Source organism: Aureimonas pseudogalii, from assembly GCF_014196835.1.
Taxonomy (GTDB): Bacteria; Pseudomonadota; Alphaproteobacteria; order Rhizobiales; family Rhizobiaceae; genus Aureimonas; species Aureimonas pseudogalii.
The window spans coordinates 17552-35925 of record NZ_JACIEK010000011.1 but is presented as its reverse complement, the minus strand read 5'-3'; the positions used below and the strand labels follow the sequence as shown (position 1 = coordinate 35925).

Here is an 18374-nt window from a genome sequence, read left to right as displayed (position 1 = left end):
CGTCCAGAGGCACCGCTCGTCAGGCGATGCCGTCGCGAAGCCGCACGAAATAGTCGTCGTGCCCGACCTGCCCGCCCTTCAGCGCGATCTCCAGCCCGTCGAAGGCGGGGTCGTCGCTATGGGCGAGGCAGACCGGCGAGCCCGGCGTCTGCGCCAGCGGCAGGCGCGGCGTCAGCGCGTGCACGGCGAGTTCGCGCAGCGCGTGGCTCGACGTGTCGCCCCCCGCGATCACCGCCCGCCCGAGGCCCGCCTCGGCGACGAGGCGCGCCTGGAGGCGGCCGAGGCCGCGCGCGATGGCGTGGCGCGCTCCGTCCTGGCCGGAGAGGGCCTCGCCGAGATCGCTCGACGGCCCGAGCGCGGTGTGGACGATCAGCGAGCGGCCCTCGGCGAGCTGTGCGAGCGCGTCCGCCTGCAAGGCCGCGATCGCGGCCGTGTCGCCCGCGACGAAGCCGCGGGGATCGAAGGCCAGCGCGTCGAACCCCTGCGCCTCGGCCTCGCGGATCTGGCGCTCGGTGGTGGGTGAGCAGCTGCCCGAGACGACGGCGAGGCGCGCCACCGGCGGCAGCGGCGTGAACCTCGCGGTGCCGGCGATGCAGCCCGCCGCCGCCCAGCCTTGCGTCAGCGCGTATTCGACGCCGGACGAGCCGACCACGAAGCGGCAGCCGCGATCGGCGAGACGAGCGAGCTGGCGCCCGGCGGCGGTTTGCGTGCGCGCGTCGAGAACGTCGAGGAGGATCGCGCCGGGATCGCCCGCCAGCGCGGCGTCGGCGGCGGCATCGGCCTCCTCGCCCATCGCCCGGCCATCGACGAGCGCGATCGCGAGCGCGGTCTGCGCGCCGAGATGGCGCCGCAGATCCGCCTCGTGCATCGGCGTCACCGGATGCCGGCTCATCACTGGATGCCGGTCGATGCGGAAGACCTCGCCGCGGAAGGCAGCGAAGAGCTCGCCGAAGGCGGTGTAGCGCTTCAGCTGCGGCGCGCCGACGACGATCGGCACCGGTCGGCCCCCGAAGGCGGCGCGCCCGAGCTCGATCGCGCGCCCGATATTGCCGATCTCGGGCGAGGAATCGAAGGTCGAGCACACCTTGTAGTGGACGTGCTCGGCGCCCTGCTCCGCCAGCCATGCGAACATGGGCGCGAGATGCCGGTCCATCCAGTCCGGCGTCTCGGAGCGGCTGGTGCCGGCGATGCCGAGCGCCTGCACGCCGGCAAAGCGACGGCGCTGCGCCTCGCTCGGCCGGTCGAGAAAGAGCACGGTCTCGACGCCGCTCAGCGCCAGCGATTCCATCACGTCGGTGGAGCCGGTGAGGTCGTCGCCGTAGAAGGCGAGAAGGAGCGGCGTCGTCATCGGGTGATGCTTTCGGTCGGGGCAGGGCCTTCGGCGGGAGCGGGGGCGGGGCCGAACTTCGCCAGCGAGGCGGCGAGTTCGGGATGCTCGCGGGCGTAGGTTTCGAGCGGGATGCCGGCGCGCGCCGCCTCCCAGGCTTGGCGCACCGCGCGTACCCCCGCGCCGGGGCCGCCGGGATGGCTGACGACGCCGCCGCCGCAAAGATAGAGGAGGTCGGTGGAGCCGCCGGTGACGCGGATGGTTTCCGGCGCCTGCCCGCCCCACTGGCCCGAGCAGACCACGGGCAGCGGGCGCTCGGCGAGCGGCGGCAGCGGGCGCTGCAGCGCGGCATAGGAGCGCGCGAAGGAAGCGTCCGATTCCCAGTATTTGGCTGATATGCCGTTGATCTGGAACTGGTCGACGCCGAGCAGCCGCCAGATCGTCTCGTAGACGGAAAAATCGAGCCCGAGCGCGGGATGCCGGGTGAGGATGTCCCAGCCGTTGCGATGGGCGTGCAGCGCCAGCCCCGAGCGCTTGCGCAGGAACAGCATGGCGCCCATGCCGATCGAGTTGATGTTGACCACCGCCGCATTGCCGCCGGCCGCCAGCACGATGTCGTGGTTGCGCATCATCTCGTCGGGATCGGCGGCGGTGATGCCGAAGGCCATCATCACCTTCTTGCCGGTGCGCTGCTCGTGGTCGAGGATCGCCGGCATCACCGCCTTCACGCGGGCCTCCAGGCTCGAATAGGCCGGGCTCATCAGCTTCTCGTCGTCCTTGACGAAATCGACGCCGGCCTCCGCGAGTTCGCGGATCATCGCGGCCGACTCGTCGGGGCGAAGCCCCAGCGCCGGCTTGACGATCGTGCCGATGATCGGCCGGTCGCGCGGCACGCCGGTGAGCGCGAAGGTGCCCTCGGTGCCGAATTGCGGGCCGGGATAGCGGGTTCCGAAGGCCGACGGCAGTGCGAGACCGGTGACGCGGATGCCCGTGAAGCCCTTGATGGCGTAGACGCCGTTGATCGCGATCGTCATCAACGCCGCGAGATCGACGCCGACGGCTTCGATCGGATAGGCGATGTCGGCCTCGCCGACGCGGTACGGCTCGTCGCTGCCGGCGGCCTCGCGCCCGAAGCCGGCTTCCGCGGTGGTGCCGAGATCGCGCACCCCCAGGACGCGCGCCCCGACGCGCGCCTTCAGCGCCGGCGTCTCGCCGGGGAGCGGCGTGAACGTGCCGGTGGACTGGTCGCTGGCGATCTTCTCCGCCAGTGTCTCGACGCTGCCGGTCGTCTCGATCCGGTAGGTGACGACGATTTCGTCCCGCATCCTATCTGTCCTTCCCCGGCGTGCGCGGGTCTATCGAACGGTCCGGCTTCTCTGGTATTGTCAGCATACCAAGCGGACGGACGCACGGCTGCGGTTCCCGTCTCCTGGCTCTTTCGGAGACCCCGACCTCATGTCCGCTCCCGCCGAACCCATCGTCCGCCGCAAGCTCTCGGCCGAGGTCTTCGCGCGGTTGAGGGCGATGATCACCGCCGGCGACTTGAAGCCGGGCGACGCGATGCCCTCCGAGCGCGAGTTGATGGAGCGCTTCGGCGTCGGGCGGCCCGCGATCCGCGAGGCCATGCAGGCGCTGAGCCAGATCGGGCTCCTCGCGATCTCGCATGGCGAGCGCGCCCGCGTGCTGGCGATGACGCCGCGCTCGCTCTTCGGGCAGGTGGACGCCGCCGCCGAGATCATGCTGCAGACCTCGCCGGCCGCGCTCGACCACCTGAAGGAGGCCCGCATCTTCTTCGAGCGCGGCCTCGTCGTGCAGGCGGCGGCGCGGGCGAGCGAGGCGGACGTCGCGGCGCTGGAAGCGCTTCTCCTCGCGCAGCGCGCGGCGCTCGGCCAGGCCGAGACCTTCATCGCCGCCGACATGCGCTTCCACCAGCGCATCGCCGCCATTCCCGGCAACCCGATCTTCGAGGCGGTGGCCGAATCCATGCTCGGCTGGCTGAAGCAGTATCACACGGAGATGCTGATCTGGACCGGCAAGGAGAACCTGACGCTGGTCGAGCACGAGGAGATCGTGGCCGCGATCCGCGCCCGCGACCCAGGAGGAGCGGAGGCGGCGATGGTGCGCCATCTCGAACGCTCGCGCGCGCTCTACGTGCACGCCGGCTGAGGCGCGCGAATGACGGCGTTCGAGGGCTCTCATTGCACCAGCCGGGCGACGGCGTAGGGGCCGAGCGCAAGGCGGGCAGGGGCGGGCCGCGGCGAAGGTATCGAGCCGGCTTCCGCGGCCTCGAAGCTGGCGGCGTCGAGCACGGACAATGCGGCACCCGCCCAAGCGTCGCCGAGTTGCGCCGTCTGCTTCTCGTCGGTGAGGTTGGCGAGCCAGAGTTCGGCCGCGCCGTCGCCGCGCCGCGCCGCGAAGCCGTCGATGCGGGTTCGGTCGCCGGAGACGACGGCGAGGCGCGGGCGGCCCGACAGGGCAGCGAGCGCGCGGCCCACGTGAAACTGCGGCACCACGCCGTCGCCGGCGAGAAGGCCGCGCGGCCCGGCGAAGGCGGCGCCCGTCCACACCGCGACGTCGCTCCCTGCCAGCCGGGCGGCCATGCCGACGAGCCAGCTTGCGGCGAAGAGGCCGCGCTGGCGCGGGTCGTCGCCGGTCATGGCGATGCGGCGGCCCTCGAGGTTCGCCATGGTGCGCGAGCCGTAGGGGTTCTGCCGCATGCCGATCGTGGTGGGGCCGAGATGGTAGGGCTTGGGCCCGATGATGGCGCGCGCCGAGCGGGTGACGAAGGGCAGGGCCTCCAGCGTCTGCATCACCGAAAGGTCGTCGGCGGCGTGGACGATCGGGCAGGTGGCGTGGGTGACGAAGTCGAGACCCTCGATCGGCACGTGCTTGCGGTTGAGCTCGGTGAAATAGCTGAACATGCCGCCGCCGAGCGCCACGCCGGGAAAGGCGGCGCGAGCGGCGCGATAGACATCCTCCAGCGGCGGGCAGGGCGGCCAGTCGCTGCCGGGCGGCGTCGATTGCCGGTCCACGGAGGGGCCGACGACGACGGCATCGAGGCGAAGGCCGCTCGCGCGAACGAGCGCGGCGAGCATAGGCAGCTCGTCGGCGGGATCATCGACGCCGGGGACCACGCATTCGAGGTGGATCGCGGCCTCGGGCAGCGCGTCGGCGAGGCGGGCGAGGGCGGCGAGTTCACGGGCGCCGTGGCCGGCCACGGGATCGAAGTGGAGCAGGAGGTGCCGGGGCGCGAGGGCGCGAAGATGCGGCAGGGCTTTGAGCGCGGCCTCGACCTCGTCCGGCGCGACGGCGACGCCGAAGCGCGGCATCGGCGGACCGGCGGCCTCGTCGAGCGTGACGGCGACGGGATCATCGTTGGCCGTCGTGCGGCGTGCGGCCGGCGTTGCCGACGCCGTGCCCGCGATCTCCAGCACCACGCGCTGCCGGTTTGTCTCTCCGGCCGGCAGCTTGTAGGGCCAGGGGAGCGCGAGCGGGCGAACATAGGTCTTGTAGGAGGCGTCGGACCAGGCGCGCTGGTCCTCCATCTCGAACGTGTCGCCCTCCATCTTGCAGGTGGCGACGACGCCCGCCGCGACCTCGTGGGCGATGGCGCGCATGTTCTGGAAGGGCTGCCAGGGCTCGATGAGATCGGGAAAGCGCGAGCGTTCCACGCTCCCGTCGACATGGGTGACGGCGGCCGGGCGGCCGGCGAGCGCCTCTACGGGATGAAGGATGCAGAAGCCGCAGCGGTTGGTCTCGAAGGCGGCGTCGGGCACCGCCTCCACCGCAAACGTGAGACGACCCGCCGCGTCGGCGACGATCTCGGCAGTGAAGCGCAGCGTCGCGCCGTCCGCGGCATGGCAGGCCGCGCGGTAGCGCACCGCGAAGCCGGCTTCGCTTTCCTCCACCGCGAGATCCTCGATCTCGGGCGCATAGGTGCCCCAGTCGCGGTCGATCACGACATAGGCGACCGAGCGCAGCACCTCGACGCCGCGCCAGCACAGGGCACGAAGGCCGCCGGCGACGAGATCGACCATGAGGTCGCCCGCGGCGAGGCGCCGGACGGCGGGCGGCAGCTCGGCCGTGCCGGTAAGCTTGAAGCGGGTGGCGGCGTCCATTCTCGTCAGAGCTCGCGGGCGGGATCGATGGTGCGCCCGGTTGCGGCGGAGCGATAGGCGGCCTCGACCAGCGCCAGGGTCTTGAGGTTGTCGGCGCCGGACGTGTCGGGTGTGCGCCCTTCGCGCAGGCAGTCGACGAAATGCCGCTGGATGAGGAGGACGCTCTCCTGGATGTTGTGCCAGGGGCGCGAGGCCCAGGGGAGAAGCTCGGGCGAGACGTCCTCGTGGCGCGCACCGGCGCTCGTGGTGACACTCAGCCGATAGCCGGCTCCCAGCCGCAGCGAGCCGGCGTCGCCGTCGATCTCGACCAGCGTCTGGGGAAACAGCTCTTCCTCGTTCAGCGTCGCATAGGAGCAGTCGACGACGCTCGTCATCGCGCCCGCATGCGCGAGCAGCATGGTCGCGACGTCCTCGCCGCGGATCGCCGGATTGACGCGGGCCGTGCGCGCGGTGATCGCGGAGGCATTGCCGAACAGGAAGCGGGCGACGTCGAGCGCGTGGATGCCGAGATCCTCGACGATGAAGCGCTCGCCCTCGGCGAGATAGGGTTGGCCGGAAAACACGTCGTAGCGTGAGCGGAACGACACGCGGCCGAAGAAGGGCGTGCCGATCGTGCCCTCGTCCAGCACGCGCTTCACCGCGAGGATCGCGCTCTGCCAGCGGAAGTTCTCGTGCACCATCAGCGGCACGCCCGCGCTCTCGCAGGCTTCCACCATCGCGCGCGCGTCGGCCATGGTGGGCGCGAAGGGCTTCTGGCAGATGGCGGGGATCTTCAGCGAGGCGGCGAGTTCCACGAGCGCCCGGTGGCTCTGCGCCGTCGTGGCGATGTCCACGAAGTCCGGCCGGACCTCGCGCAGCATGGTCTCGGCGTCGGCGTAGCGCGCGGCGATGCCGAACGCATCGCCCACCGCCTGGAGCCGCGCGGGGTCGCGGTCGCAGATCGCGGTAATCGCCGCGCCGGGCACCTGCCCCCAGGCGTGCATCTGGTTCACCGCGAAGAAGCCGCAGCCGATGAGGGCGCCGCCGAGGGTCGTCATGCCGTCACTCCGTGAAACATCGATGTCGCCCGCCGCCCCCGGATCGGCCGGGGCGACGGGAAGGGGGCGCGCCGTCAGGTGATGCGCTGGATGGAATCGGCGAGCTCCTTCGGCTCGAAGACGCGCTTCCAGTCGTCCTTCATCAGCGCCGGCTTGCCGAACTCGATCGCCTTGTTGCAGGCGTCGGAGAAGACGCCGGGCGTCTCCTCGAAGATCACGGCGCCGAGGACGTTCATGTGGCCGAGCAGGAAGTCGCGGGCCGCTTCCTTCGGTACGCCGCGTCGGACCACCTCGTCCATCGCTTCGCGCATCACGTCGAGCAGCGAGGCGCAGACCGTCTCCGACAGGCCGGGTTCCAGAAGCGCCATCTGCTCCACCGTGATGCGGTGCGAGCGCATGACCGGCGCCCAGATCACCTTGGCGACCTCCTCGCCGAGCGCGTAGTGCTCTTCCGGCCCCTGCATCAGCGAGGAGACGATGTGCTGCTTGGCGGCGACGCCGCCGAAGAAGTCGCGCTTGGCGGCCGGGTCGGTCTCGTCGTTGAAGATCGGCGGATGGCAGGGATGGGTGACGAAATAGGTGAGGTCGGGGCGCACCGGCAGGTGGCCGGCAAACGGGGCGGCGGCGTCGAGCACCACGACGATCGTGCCGGGCTTCAGATCCGCCTCGATGCCGGCGGCGACCTTGCCGATCGCCGTGTCGGGCACCGCGAGCACCACCACCTCGGCGCCGTCGAGCGCGTCGCTCGCCGGCACGCAGTCGAAGCCGAGGCCGGTCTTCAGGCGCTCCCGCCCCGCGGGGCTGAGCTCGACATGCGCGACCTCGAAACGCGAGCCCTTGAGGTTGGAGGAGAGCCGGTAGCCCATCTTGCCGCCGGCCCCGAACAGGGCGATCTTGGTCATGGCTGCTTCTTTCTCTGGAATGCGAAGGCTGGGGTGGAGGACGGAGCGCGACGATCCCCGTCGCGATCGCCCGGGCGACCATTCCGGTCGCAATTGCGCAGGCGACAATTCCGACCGGAATTGGGCGGGTTCAACGACCCAGCGCCGCCTGGCGCTGGAGGGCGATGCGCTGCTGCAGGCGCTGCTGGAACTGGTCGACCACCACGGCGGCGATGATCACGAGACCCTTGATCACGGTCTGCCAGAAGGACGAGACGCCCATCATCACCAGCCCGTCCGACAGGATGCCGATGACGAAGGCCCCGATGATCGTGCCGCCGATCCGACCGCGCCCGCCCGACATCGAGGTGCCGCCGAGCACCGCCGCGGCGATGGCGTTGAGCTCGAAGGTCTCGCCGGTGGCGGGATGGGAGGCGACGAGCTGCGAGGCGACGATGAGGCCGACGATCGCGGCGCAGAAGCCGGAGAACATGTAGACGAACATCTTCGTCCGGTTGACCCGGATGCCGGACAGCGCCGCGGCGCGCTCGTTGCCGCCGACCGCGTAGATGTGGCGCCCGAGCGGGGTGCGCGCGGCGAGATAGGCGGCGCCGAGCCCCACCACGACCAGCGTCACGATCGACACGGGCACGCCGAGAACGGTGCCGGCGCCGATCAGCGGAAACGTCTGCGTGCCCCATTCCGCCGAGCCGCGAAGGTTCGGGAAGGTGGCGCCGTCCGAAGAGAGGAGGGCGAGCCCCCGCGCGACGTAGAGCGTGCCGAGCGTGGCGATGAAGGGCGCGACGTTGAGCCGGGTGATCAGGAGCCCGTTGACGACCCCGACCAGCACGCCGACGAGGAGCGTGATGCCCACGATCTCGGCAGTGTTGAAGAACACGGTCTGGCCGAGAAAGCCGATCTCGACGCCGTTCAGCACCAGCCAGCCCGCCACCATGCCGCAGAGGCCGACGATGGAGCCGACCGAGAGGTCGATGCCGCCGGTGACGATGACGAAGGTCATGCCGATGGCGAGAAAGGCGTTGAGCGCGACGTGTTCGGCCATGATCACGAGATTGGCCGTCGACAGGAAGTTCGGCGCCGCGAAGGAGAAGAAGGCGACCACCGCGATGAGCGCGATGAAGGTGCGCGCCTTCAAAAGGACGAGGGCGGGCGAGACCTCCTGGCGCGCGGCGGGCGCGGCGGCGGGAGCGAGGGTCATGGGAGGGTCTCCGCGCTGGCGGGAAGATGGGTGCGGGGGGCGTGGCCGGCCGCGGAGAGGGCGACGACATGCTCCTCGGTGGCGTCGGCGCGCGGCAGGTCGCCGGTGACGCGGCCGTTCGACATGACGATGATGCGGTCCGACAGCTCCATCACCTCCTCGAGGTCGGAGGTGACGAAGAGGATGCCGAGGCCCTCGGTGGCGAGCGTGCGCATGACGCGGAAGACCTCGGCCTTGGCGCCGATGTCGATGCCGCGGCTCGGCTCGTCCATCAGGAGCACCTTCGGCCCGGTCATCAGCGCCTTGCCGATCACGATCTTCTGCTGGTTGCCGCCCGAGAGCGAGGAGACCGGGCTCTCCAGCCCAGCGACCTTCACCGCAAGGCGCTTGACGAAGTCGGCGACGGAGCGGCGCTCGCGTCCGACGTCGAGATGGAAGAGCGTCGTGAAGCTCTTCAGCGACGACAGGCTCATGTTCTCGGTGACGGAGAGGATCTGCACGAGCCCTTCCGCCTTGCGGTCCTCGGGGATCAGCGCGATGCCCTTGGATATGCGCCCGTGCACCGTGCGGTCCTTGAGCGGCTGGCCGTCGAGCACGACCGCGCCGGTGGCGGCGTCCTCGCGGCCCATGATGCAGGAGAGAAGCTCGGTGCGCCCGGCGCCCATCAACCCGTAGATGCCGACGATCTCGCCGCGCTTGAGCGACAGGGACACGTGGTCCACCGCGAAGCCCCCGGCCTTGCGCGGCAGGGTCATGTCCTCGACGCGCAGCACTTCGCCGCCGAATTCGTGGTGGACGGTCTTGGCGAAGTCCTTGGAGGAGGCGCCGATCATGGCGCGCACGATCCAGGGCACGTCGACGTCGGTCATGGCGCGCGAACCGGTGATGCGCCCGTCGCGCAGCACGGTGATGAAGTCGCCGATGCGCACCAGCTCCTCCAGCCGGTGCGAGATGTAGACGATGGCGACGCCTTGCGCCTTCAGCTCGCCGATGACGCGGAAGAGGATGTCGACTTCGGCCGCCGAGAGCGCCGAGGTCGGCTCGTCCATGATGAGGATGCGCGTGTCCTGCGCCAGGGCCTTGGCGATCTCGACGATCTGCTGCTCGCCGATGCGCAGGTCCCCGACGAGCGTGTCGGGCGAATTGACGTGTTCGAGGCGCCGGAGGAGATCGCCGGCGACGCGGCGCTGGGCGTCCATGTCGATGTCGATCCCGGCGCGCGTCGTCTCGCGGCCGATGAAGATGTTCTCGGCGATCGTCATGTTCGGGAAGAGGTTGAGCTCTTGGAACACGATGCCGATGCCGGCCGCCCGCGCGGCGGCCGTGGAGGGCAGGGCGATCGGCCGGCCGTCGAGGATCACCTCGCCCGTGGTCGGCTGCTCGACGCCGGCGATGATCTTCATCAGCGTCGACTTGCCGGCGCCGTTTTCGCCGACGAGCACGTTGACCGCGCCGCGCCGCACGTCGAAGTCGACGCCTTTCAGCGCCTGCGTGCCCGGATAGACCTTCGTCGCCCCGCGCACGGAGAGGACGATGTCGCCGGCGGCGTCGGGATGGGGCGCCTCGCTCACGCGCCGGCTCCGAGCTTCACCGAGACCGGCGTCAGCAGCACCTTGTCGCCGGCGCTCTTCAGCGTGAACGCGCCGACCGCCTCGACGCTCTGGCCGGCCAGCGCGTCGCGCGGCAGGTCCTTCAGCGCGGTGTCGAAGGCTTGATTGTTGAAGGCCTTGGCGACGTCGGCGAACTCGATCTGGTTGGCGTAGCTGGTGAAGGTGACGAAGGGCAGGGCGTCGCGCAGCGAGGTGCCCTTGATGACGGGGCCGAGCTGGATCGTGACGTCGCCGGTGCCGTCGCCGTCGGTGTCGACGAGCGCCGTCGCGGCGCGCGACTTGGTGTCGGCGGAGACGATCGTGCCGGTGACGCGGGCGAGGAAGTTGAAGGGCTCGCCCTCCTTGACCTCGCGGTAGCCGAACTCTTCGCCCGCCGTCGGCAGACCGGCCTTCACGGCGTCGCGGATGGCGCCGTAGGGCGCAGCCTTCTCGAGAATGTAGGGCACGACCTTGGCGCCGTAGAGCGCGGTGCCCGAGGCCGAGGCGGTGGGCGCGGCGGCGGCTTGGCGCCGGGCGGCAAGCTCGGCCGTGTCGACGAACTTGCAGGCAGGCAGCGCGAGAGCAAGGAGCGCGAGCGCCAGGGCTGGGGATCGAAGAGGCTGGGGCATGGCCGGGTCGCTCGATGGGTTGGATGGGTCGCGCCAGGTGGGCGGGCCGGCAGGGGGATCGTGCGAGGCCGGCGGGGGCGACCCGCCCGCCTGGCGCTTCGTCGCCTCCGGCTCGCGAGGCGGAGACGGCCGGCGCGAACGAGCGAGCCGACCATCCCGAAAGTCAGGCTCGCTCCCGCGCGGTCTGCCGGGGAGCGAGACGGCCTCAATCCTTCAGCGCGAAGGTTTCCAGCTTGGCCGCGTTGTCGGCGTTGATGAGGATGCAGTCCATCAGCTGCTTCTCTTCCGCCCCGGTCTTGCCGGTGTCGAGATAGGCCTTGGCCTGCTCCACCGCGAGCTGCGCCTGACGGTAGGCGGGCTGCAGCACGGTGGCCTTGATGCCGCCGGCCTTGATGCTGTCGCGCACGTCGTTGGAGCCGTCGAAGCCGACCACGATCACGTCCTTGCGGCCGGCGGCTTCCAGCGCCGCCCATGCGCCCATCGCCATCGTGTCGTTGCCCGAGATCACGCCCTTGATCTCGGGATTGGCCTGCAGGATCGTCTGCATCTTCTCGAAGGCCTCGGTCTGGCTCCAGTTGGCCGACTGCTTGGCGACGAGCTTCAGGTCCGGATACTGGTCGATCACGTCGTGGTAGCCGCCCGAGCGGATGCCGGCATTGGTGTCGGCCTCGCGGCCCACGAGCTCGGCATAGGGGCCGGTCTCGCCCATCAGCTTGACGAACTCCTCGGCGCCGAGCTGGGCGCCCTGATAGTTGTTCGAGACGATCTGCGACACGGCGATGCCGGTCTCGTTGATCTCGCGATCGATGAGGAAGGTCGGGATGCCCGCGTCCTTGGCCTTCTGCACCGCGGCGGTGGTGGCGGCCGCGCCCGCATTGTCGAGGACGATCGCCTTGGCGCCGCGCGCGATGGCAGTGTCGAACATCTGGCTTTGCTTGTTGGCGTCGTCGTCGTGGACGAGGATCAGCGTCTCGAAGCCGAGCTCCTTGGCCTTCGCCGCCGCGCCTTCCGACTCCGCCTTGAAGAACGGATTGTCGTGGCTGGGCGTCATGATCGCCATCAGGTCGGCGGCCGAGGCCGAGAGCGGCGCGGCGAACGCCAGCACGGCGGCAACGGCCGTGGTCGTCAGAAACGTCTTGAACATCGAGGTCCTCCCGGATCGCGTCGACTCGAGGGGCTGCGCGCCGCCTCATGCGGTCCGCACGTCGCGCCCTCGGCCGCGGGCCGCCTCCCAGCTCCAACCCGCGCGCTTCTTATCCCGCGCTCTCCGGCACACGTCAACTGGTATAATGACATGCTTGGTCGCCTGTTCGTGGAGATTGCCAGAGTCCTGTGCTCGGGAGCGACCGGCAGGCCGACGGAACGGGGCGGCGAGGCGTCCCGTCGTCGCTCACGAACTTGGGTTCGATGCCGGCGAACTCGCCGCCGCTTCCTGCGTTCGCCCGACAGAGAGGCGTGACGCCCCAATCGCCGTTCGCCGCCGACCCCGACGAGAGACCGCCCATGACGATGTCCCGCCGCGCCGTTCTCGCCACGCTCGCCGCGCTGCCCCTCGGCGCGCTCGCGCGCCCGAGCGTCTCGTCCGCCGCGTCGATCGTCCGGGTGGACGATCCCGAGATGGCCGCGATCGTGCGGCCGGACGCAGCCTGGCGCACGATCCACGAGGGCGGGCTCTGGTGCGAGGGCGTCTGCTGGGCGCCGGCGCTCGGCGGTCTCGTCTTCTCCGACGTGAAGCGCAACCGCATGGCCGTGGTGGGCGAGGACGGGGCCGTGCGCCCGTTCCGCGATCCCTCGAACAACGCCAACGGCAACGTGCTCGACGCCGAAGGTCGGCTGGTCACCTGCGAGCACCGGGGCCGGCGGGTCGTGCGGCAGGAGACCGACGGCACGCTCACCGTCCTCGCCGAGCGCTTCGAGGGGCTCCGGCTGAACTCGCCGAACGACGCCGCGCTCGCGCCCGACGGCGCGATCTGGTTCACCGATCCCGTCTACGGCATCACCCAGCCCGACGAGGGGATCGTCGCCGAGCCCGAGCAGGCGGCGCGCCGGATCTACCGCATCGACCCCGCGACCGGCGCGCTGGAGGCGATGATCGAGGCGATCGACCAGCCGAATGGCCTCGTCTTCTCGCCGGACGGGCGCACGCTCTACGTCTCGGAGAGCGGCGGCGGGCCCAATCCCGAGGGCGGGCGCGCCGTCATGGCCTTCGAGATCGAGGACGCCCGCCGGGTCGGGCCGGGCCGCGTCTTCGCCGCGCTCGAAGCCGGCGTGCCCGACGGGCTCGCGGTCGACCGCGACGGGCGGGTCTACGTCGCATCTCAAGACGGCATCCGCATCCACGCCGCCGACGGGCGCCGCCTCGGGCGCCTCGCGACGGCGACCGCCACCGGCAACGTCGCCTTCGGCGGGCCGGACGGGCGCCGCCTCTTCGTGGCGGAGGGCGAGCGGGTCCTCGCCCTCGACCTCGACGTCGCCGGCCTCGCGATCGAGACCCGCTAGCAGGCTCCGACGCCGCCCCTCCCGCCTATTTCGCAAAAGGACATCGCCCATGCACCGCCGCCGCCTTCTCGCCGGAGCCCTCGCCGGTCTCGCCGCCCTGCCGCTAGCGCGCGGGGCGCGGGCGCAGACGCCGGGCTCGCCGAGCCCCGCGCCGGCGCTTAGTGACGCCGCGCTGGCCGCCCGTGCCTCGCCCGCCGCAGCCGGCCCGGCGATGGAACTCGCGCTGTTGGCCGACGCGCCCTCCACCCCGACCGGCCTCGCGATCTCGCCCGGCGGCCGCGTCTTCGTGATGATGCCGCGCTTCACCGGGACGGAGCCCTACACGGTGGGCGAGGTCTTCGCGGACGGACGCGTCGCGCCCTATCCCGATCTCGCGACCAACGCCGCCGACGCGGCCGAGGCGCAAGGGCGTCTCCTCCACGTGACCAACGGCGTCTTCGACACGGACGGCGGTCTCTGGCTGCTCGACGCCGGCCTGCCGAACGGCAGCGGTCCGCCCGCGCCGGGCGGGGCGAAGCTCGTGCGGATCGATCTGGCGAGCGACCGCATCGACCGCACGATCCCCTTGAGTTCCGGCATCGTGCCGACCTCCTCGCTCAACGACCTGCGCGTCGACACGAAGGATGGGCGCGCGCAGGCCTTCGTCACCGACCAAGGGCAGGACGGCCGCGGCGCGATCCTCGCCGTCGATCTCGAAACGGGCCGCGTCGCGCGCCGGCTCCACGGCCATGCGAGCACGCAGTCGCAGCCCGGCGTTCTCAAGATCGTCGAGGGACGGCCGGTGATGACGCGCCGTGCGCCCGGCGCGCCGGCGCAAGGCGTACAGGGCGGCGCCAACGGCATCGCGCTCAGCCCCGACGGCGCACGCCTCTATTACGCGCCGCTGATGGGACGCCATCTCTACGCCGTCGCCACCGCCGATCTCCTGGACGAGACGGCGAGCGACGCGGCCGTTGCCGCCGGCGTCGAGGATCTCGGCGAGAAGGGCTTCACCGGCGGCCTCGGCTGCGATGCCGAGGGCCGCGTCTATCTGGCGATGCAGGAGTTGAATGCGGTCGGCCGGCGCGACGAGGACGGCACGATCACCATCGTCCGCACCGACCCGCGCCTCGTGTGGGCCGACACGATCGCCATCACCGCTGACGGCTGGCTCTACGTCTCCGGTGCGCAGGTGAACCGGCGCCCCGAATACAACGAGGGCCGCGATCTCCAGCGCCCACCCTACGCGATCCTGCGGGTGCGCATCGACGCCGGCCCCGCGCAATAGGCGGCCGTGCCCGCCGGCAGATCGGCCGGGAAGGCATCCGCCCCCCGCTTTGACCCGCGATGCTCGGCTGCTAGGAAGCGAACCGACGAACCGGCCGCTCCCCGTGCCGAGCGGCCCGATGGAATGACGATGTATCCGGTTCCCCTCACCCTGCGCCCGCTCGCCGACCGCAACGAAGGTCGACGCGAGGGCGATGTCACCCTCTACGACACGCGGTTCGAGGATCTCGACTTCGTGCTGGAGGGGTTTCCGAACGAGCCGTCCTACGGGCTGCATCGGCTGTCGATCGAGATGCCACTGAGCGAGGCGGCCGTCTCGGCGCGCCTTCGCGCCGAGTTCGGCGACGAGCAGCGTCGCATCCGCGTCACGGTCCAGCCCCGGCGGTCGGGCATCGATTTCTTCTTCGTCCTGCTTGGCGACGAGCGCCGGCCCGTGCTGACGCTCAGCGTCGCTGGCGTGCCGCAGATCGCGCTCGGGCCCGCCATGCTGCAGCGCGCCTCGACGACGCTCTGGCGGGCCCGGCGCCTGCGGTCCTGGCTCGGCCAGCGCACGCGGCGGCCCATGAGGCTCGGCGAGGACCTGCGCTCGCTTCGATCCGATCTCCGCCACCGCGGATGGGCCGAACTGCGCCGACGCGCGGTCGAGGCGATGAACCCGTCCGTCTGGTCGGAGCGCCGCGAGATGGAGGAGGGGGTGGACCGGGTTCTTCGGCGGACCTCGATCGTCAATCGCGAGATCATCGCGCGCCTCTGCGCGGCGGCCACGGGCCGGCCGGCCTCGCTGACGATCGTCGTGCCGGTCTTCCGCACGCCGCTCGACTGGCTCGCGCAGCTGGTCGAGAGCCTCGCGAACCAGACGGATGCCGGCTTCGAGGCGATCTTCGTCCTCGACGGCCCACAGGAGGAGCAGGCGTGGGCGCTCGGCGAGGCGACGCAGGCGATGCCCCAGGCCCGCATCCTCGCCCTTCCCGAGAATGTCGGCGCCGCCGCCGCCACGAATGCGGGCATCCGGGCGGCGACCGGCGATTTCGTGCTCGTCGTGGATCACGACGACCGGCTGGAGCGCCATCTCGTCGAGGCGTTCCACGCGGCCAGCGCGGCGGAGGACGCCGACATCGTCTTCGCCGACGAGGCGATCACCGACGCCGAGATGCGGGTGGTGCGGCAGATCGAGACGCGCGGCCGCTTCGACCTTCGCTACTATCTCAGCCACCCCTACATCGTGCATCCGATCTTCGTCCGGCGCTCGCTGGCGCTGGGTGTCGGCGGTCTCGACGAGCGGCTCAAGGTCTCCCACGACGTCGAATTCTTCCTGCGCTGCGTCGGCGAGGCCCGCGTGGTGGTGCAGATCCCGCTGCTGCTGTATTTCTGGCGCACGCACGAGGCGAGCCTCGGCCATGCCGCCCGGGACGACGTCTACCGCAACACGAGCGAGGCCGTGCGCGCCTTCCTCGCGCGCCGCACGCCATGGCCCGCCTTCGAGGTCGGCCCCGGCGTCAACTTCAACGAACTCGAGATCCGCCCGCCGCTGCCACCGGGCGCGCGTGTCGCATTGGTCATCCCGACGAAGAACGGCCACGAGATCCTGCGCCAGTGCCTGGCCTCGATCGAAGCGCGCGCCAGCGCCAACCGCACCCCGGCCGACATCTTCGTCATCGACCACCAGAGCGACGACCCCGCGACGCTGCGGTTTCTCAGCGAGGCGCAGGCGGCGGGGCGTATCTCGGTGGTGCCGCATGTCGGCCCGTGGAACTATTCGGCGATCAACAACGCCGCGATCCGCGATCACGTGTCGGGGCGGGGCTACAGCCACGTCGTCCTGATGAACAACGACATCGAGCTGATCACCGAGGACTGGCTCGACCGGATGATCGAGCCGTTCTCCTGGGGCGACGTCGGCGTCACCGGATGCTGTCTCCTCTACCCGGATCGGCGCATCCAGCATGCCGGCGTGGTGGTCGGGCTGACGGGGCCGGCCGACCACGTCTCCCGCTTCGAGGAGTCGGTTGGCCCGCAGGGCGGCCCGCGCTTGCCCGGGCCCATGAGCTCGCTCGTCGTCACGCGGGACTTCAGCGCGGTGACCGCGGCACTGATGGCGGTCTCGCTGCCGGCCTTCGAGGCGGTCGGCGGCTTCGACGAGACGCTGGCGATCGGCTTCAACGACACCGATCTCTGCCTGCGGATCGGGGAGCAAGGGCTCGCCTCGACCTATGTCGGAGGCGTCGTCGCCTTCCACCACGAATCGCTCACGCGCAAGGCGAGCGGCGGCGTCGAGCACCCCGGTGACACCGCGCGCTTCCTCGATCGCTACGCGGCGATGATCCGCGAGGGCGACCCGCATTACGGCGCGGGAATGGACTGGTCGCAGACGGCCGTCCGCTATGCGGAGCGGCCGCAGAAACGGTTCGGGCTGCGGGTCGCGCACCTGCGCTGACGCCCTCGCCCCTTCGGCGTCGAAGGGCCCCGGCGTCAGGGCCGCACGAGGATCGCGCGGAAGTCGTTGACGTTGGTGAAGGTCGGGCCGGTGGTCACCAGCCGGCCGAGGCGCTCGAAGGCGGTGAAGCTGTCGTGGCGCGCCAGATGGTCGGCGAGATCGACGCCGGCGGCGCGGGCGTCGGCCGGAAGATCTGCGTCGAACCAGGCGCCGGCATTGCTTTGCGACCCGTCGATGCCGTCGGTGTCGCAGGCGATGCCCGAAATGCCGGCGCGCCCGCGGAGCGCCAGCGCCAGCGCCAGGAGATACTCGCCGTTGCGCCCGCCCCGGCCCGAGCCCGACATCGTCACCGTGGTCTCGCCGCCCGACAGCAGCACCGTGGGCCGCGCGGGCGCGAGATCCAGCGCCAGCCGCGCATGCGCCCGTCCGACCTCCACCGCCTCGCCCTCGAACGCATCGCCGAGGATCACCGGTTCCCAGCCGGCGACGCGCGCCGCCTCGGCCGCCGCCTCCAGCGCCATCCGCGGCGTCGCCAGCATCTCGATTCGGGCCGGCGCGGCGTCGTCGCTGGCGGGCGGAAGACGGTTCGCCTCCATCGCCCGCCGGACGCGGTCCTCGGGCGAGAGGCCGTAGCGCCGCAGGATCGCCTCGACCGCGCCGGGATCGGTCTGGTCGGGAACGGTCGGGCCGGAGCCGATCACGCCCACGTCGTCGCCGGGCACGTCGGAGATGACGTAGGTCACGACCTCGGCCGGCCGGGCCGCCTCGAGCAGGCGCCCGCCCTTGATCGCCGAGAGCGCCTTGCGCACGGCGTTCATCTCGTGGATCGGCGCGCCCGAGCGCAGCAGCGCCCGGTTCAGCGCCTGCTTGTCGGCGAGCGTGACGCCGGCGGCGGGCAGCGAGAGCAGCGAGGAGGCCCCGCCGGAGACGAGCGCCACCACGAGATCGTCCGGCCCCGCGCCGTGCGCCAGCGCCAGGATGCGGCGCGCCGCGTCCTGGCCCGCCCCGTCGGGCACGGGATGGGCGGCCTCCACCACCTCGACGTGGCGGGTGGGCACGCGGTGCCCGTAGCGGGTGACGACGATCCCCTCGCAGCGGCCGGGCCAACCGGCTTCATCGAGCGCGGCCTCGAACGCCGCCGCCATCGAGGCCGCGGCCTTGCCGGCGCCGAGCACGATCGTGCGCCCGCGCGGCGGGGGCGGCAGCCGGCCCGCGAAGCGCCCGGCCGGCATGGCGCTCGCGAGCGCCGCCGCGAAGAGGCTTCGCAGGAGGGCGGAATCGGTCTGGTCGCAGGGCGGCTGGTTCATCGTCGGCGATTCCCTGTTCGCTTGGGCCCGTCGCTCCTCGCGCGGCGAACGGCGCCTTCTGGCAGATC

14 protein-coding genes are annotated in these 18374 nt (G+C 71.4%); 4 read left to right on the top strand and 10 right to left on the bottom strand.

Annotated features, from left to right (window positions below; genetic code table 11):
- Positions 1-19 precede the first annotated feature (19 nt).
- Positions 20-1348 (bottom strand): four-carbon acid sugar kinase family protein, encoded by a 1329-nt coding sequence (locus GGR04_RS17095; protein WP_183201149.1) that lies wholly within the window; start codon positions 1346-1348, stop codon positions 20-22.
- A complete protein-coding gene (gene oiaX / locus GGR04_RS17090) occupies positions 1345-2652 on the bottom strand; it encodes a 3-oxo-isoapionate-4-phosphate decarboxylase OiaX (RefSeq protein WP_183201148.1) in 1308 nt (435 codons plus the stop codon). The genes GGR04_RS17095 and oiaX overlap by 4 nt, the downstream gene beginning before the upstream one ends.
- 130 nt (positions 2653-2782) lie before the next feature.
- On the opposite strand from oiaX, the gene GGR04_RS17085 reads away from it, so the two are divergent.
- Complete coding sequence (locus GGR04_RS17085) at positions 2783-3493, top strand: transcriptional regulator NanR (protein WP_183201147.1); 711 nt, start codon at positions 2783-2785, stop codon at positions 3491-3493.
- A gap of 29 nt (positions 3494-3522) precedes the next feature.
- Here GGR04_RS17085 and apnL read toward each other — a convergent pair whose 3' ends face one another.
- The 7 genes from apnL to GGR04_RS17050 all read right to left on the bottom strand — a co-directional run bounded on the left by apnL (position 3523) and on the right by GGR04_RS17050 (position 11944).
- Positions 3523-5445 carry a D-apionate lactonase gene (gene apnL / locus GGR04_RS17080; protein ID WP_183201146.1) on the bottom strand — a complete coding sequence of 641 codons (1923 nt, stop codon included), beginning with the start codon at positions 5443-5445 and terminating at the stop codon, positions 3523-3525.
- A 5-nt stretch (positions 5446-5450) separates the two neighbouring features.
- Positions 5451-6482: a Gfo/Idh/MocA family protein gene (locus GGR04_RS17075; RefSeq protein ID WP_183201145.1), complete on the bottom strand. Its 1032-nt coding sequence runs from the start codon at positions 6480-6482 to the stop codon at positions 5451-5453.
- A 74-nt stretch (positions 6483-6556) separates the two neighbouring features.
- Positions 6557-7384 (bottom strand): phosphogluconate dehydrogenase C-terminal domain-containing protein, encoded by an 828-nt coding sequence (locus GGR04_RS17070; protein WP_183201144.1) that lies wholly within the window; start codon positions 7382-7384, stop codon positions 6557-6559.
- Between the two features lie 130 nt (positions 7385-7514).
- A complete protein-coding gene (locus tag GGR04_RS17065; RefSeq protein ID WP_183201143.1) occupies positions 7515-8582 on the bottom strand; it encodes an ABC transporter permease in 1068 nt (355 codons plus the stop codon).
- Positions 8579-10153 carry a sugar ABC transporter ATP-binding protein gene (locus tag GGR04_RS17060; RefSeq protein WP_183201142.1) on the bottom strand — a complete coding sequence of 525 codons (1575 nt, stop codon included), beginning with the start codon at positions 10151-10153 and terminating at the stop codon, positions 8579-8581. Before GGR04_RS17060 ends, GGR04_RS17065 begins: the two co-directional genes overlap by 4 nt.
- Positions 10150-10800, bottom strand: coding sequence for a DUF2291 family protein (locus tag GGR04_RS17055; protein ID WP_183201141.1), 651 nt, complete (start codon positions 10798-10800; stop codon positions 10150-10152). The genes GGR04_RS17060 and GGR04_RS17055 overlap by 4 nt, the downstream gene beginning before the upstream one ends.
- A 205-nt stretch (positions 10801-11005) precedes the next feature.
- Positions 11006-11944 carry a D-ribose ABC transporter substrate-binding protein gene (locus GGR04_RS17050; RefSeq protein WP_183201140.1) on the bottom strand — a complete coding sequence of 313 codons (939 nt, stop codon included), beginning with the start codon at positions 11942-11944 and terminating at the stop codon, positions 11006-11008.
- Between the two features lie 359 nt (positions 11945-12303).
- Here GGR04_RS17050 and GGR04_RS17045 point away from each other — a divergent pair, with 359 nt between their 5' ends.
- From GGR04_RS17045 to GGR04_RS17035, 3 genes are all read left to right on the top strand, one after another.
- Positions 12304-13299: an SMP-30/gluconolactonase/LRE family protein gene (locus tag GGR04_RS17045; protein WP_246393263.1), complete on the top strand. Its 996-nt coding sequence runs from the start codon at positions 12304-12306 to the stop codon at positions 13297-13299.
- A gap of 49 nt (positions 13300-13348) precedes the next feature.
- Positions 13349-14566: an SMP-30/gluconolactonase/LRE family protein gene (locus GGR04_RS17040; RefSeq protein ID WP_183201139.1), complete on the top strand. Its 1218-nt coding sequence runs from the start codon at positions 13349-13351 to the stop codon at positions 14564-14566.
- 129 nt (positions 14567-14695) lie between these two features.
- A complete protein-coding gene (locus GGR04_RS17035) occupies positions 14696-16999 on the top strand; it encodes a glycosyltransferase family 2 protein (RefSeq protein WP_183201138.1) in 2304 nt (767 codons plus the stop codon).
- Positions 17000-17034: 35 nt separating this feature from the next.
- Here the strand turns inward: GGR04_RS17035 and GGR04_RS17030 are convergent, their stop codons facing one another.
- Positions 17035-18306 (bottom strand): glycerate kinase type-2 family protein, encoded by a 1272-nt coding sequence (locus tag GGR04_RS17030; RefSeq protein ID WP_183201137.1) that lies wholly within the window; start codon positions 18304-18306, stop codon positions 17035-17037.
- Between the last annotated feature and the right edge of the window lie 68 nt (positions 18307-18374).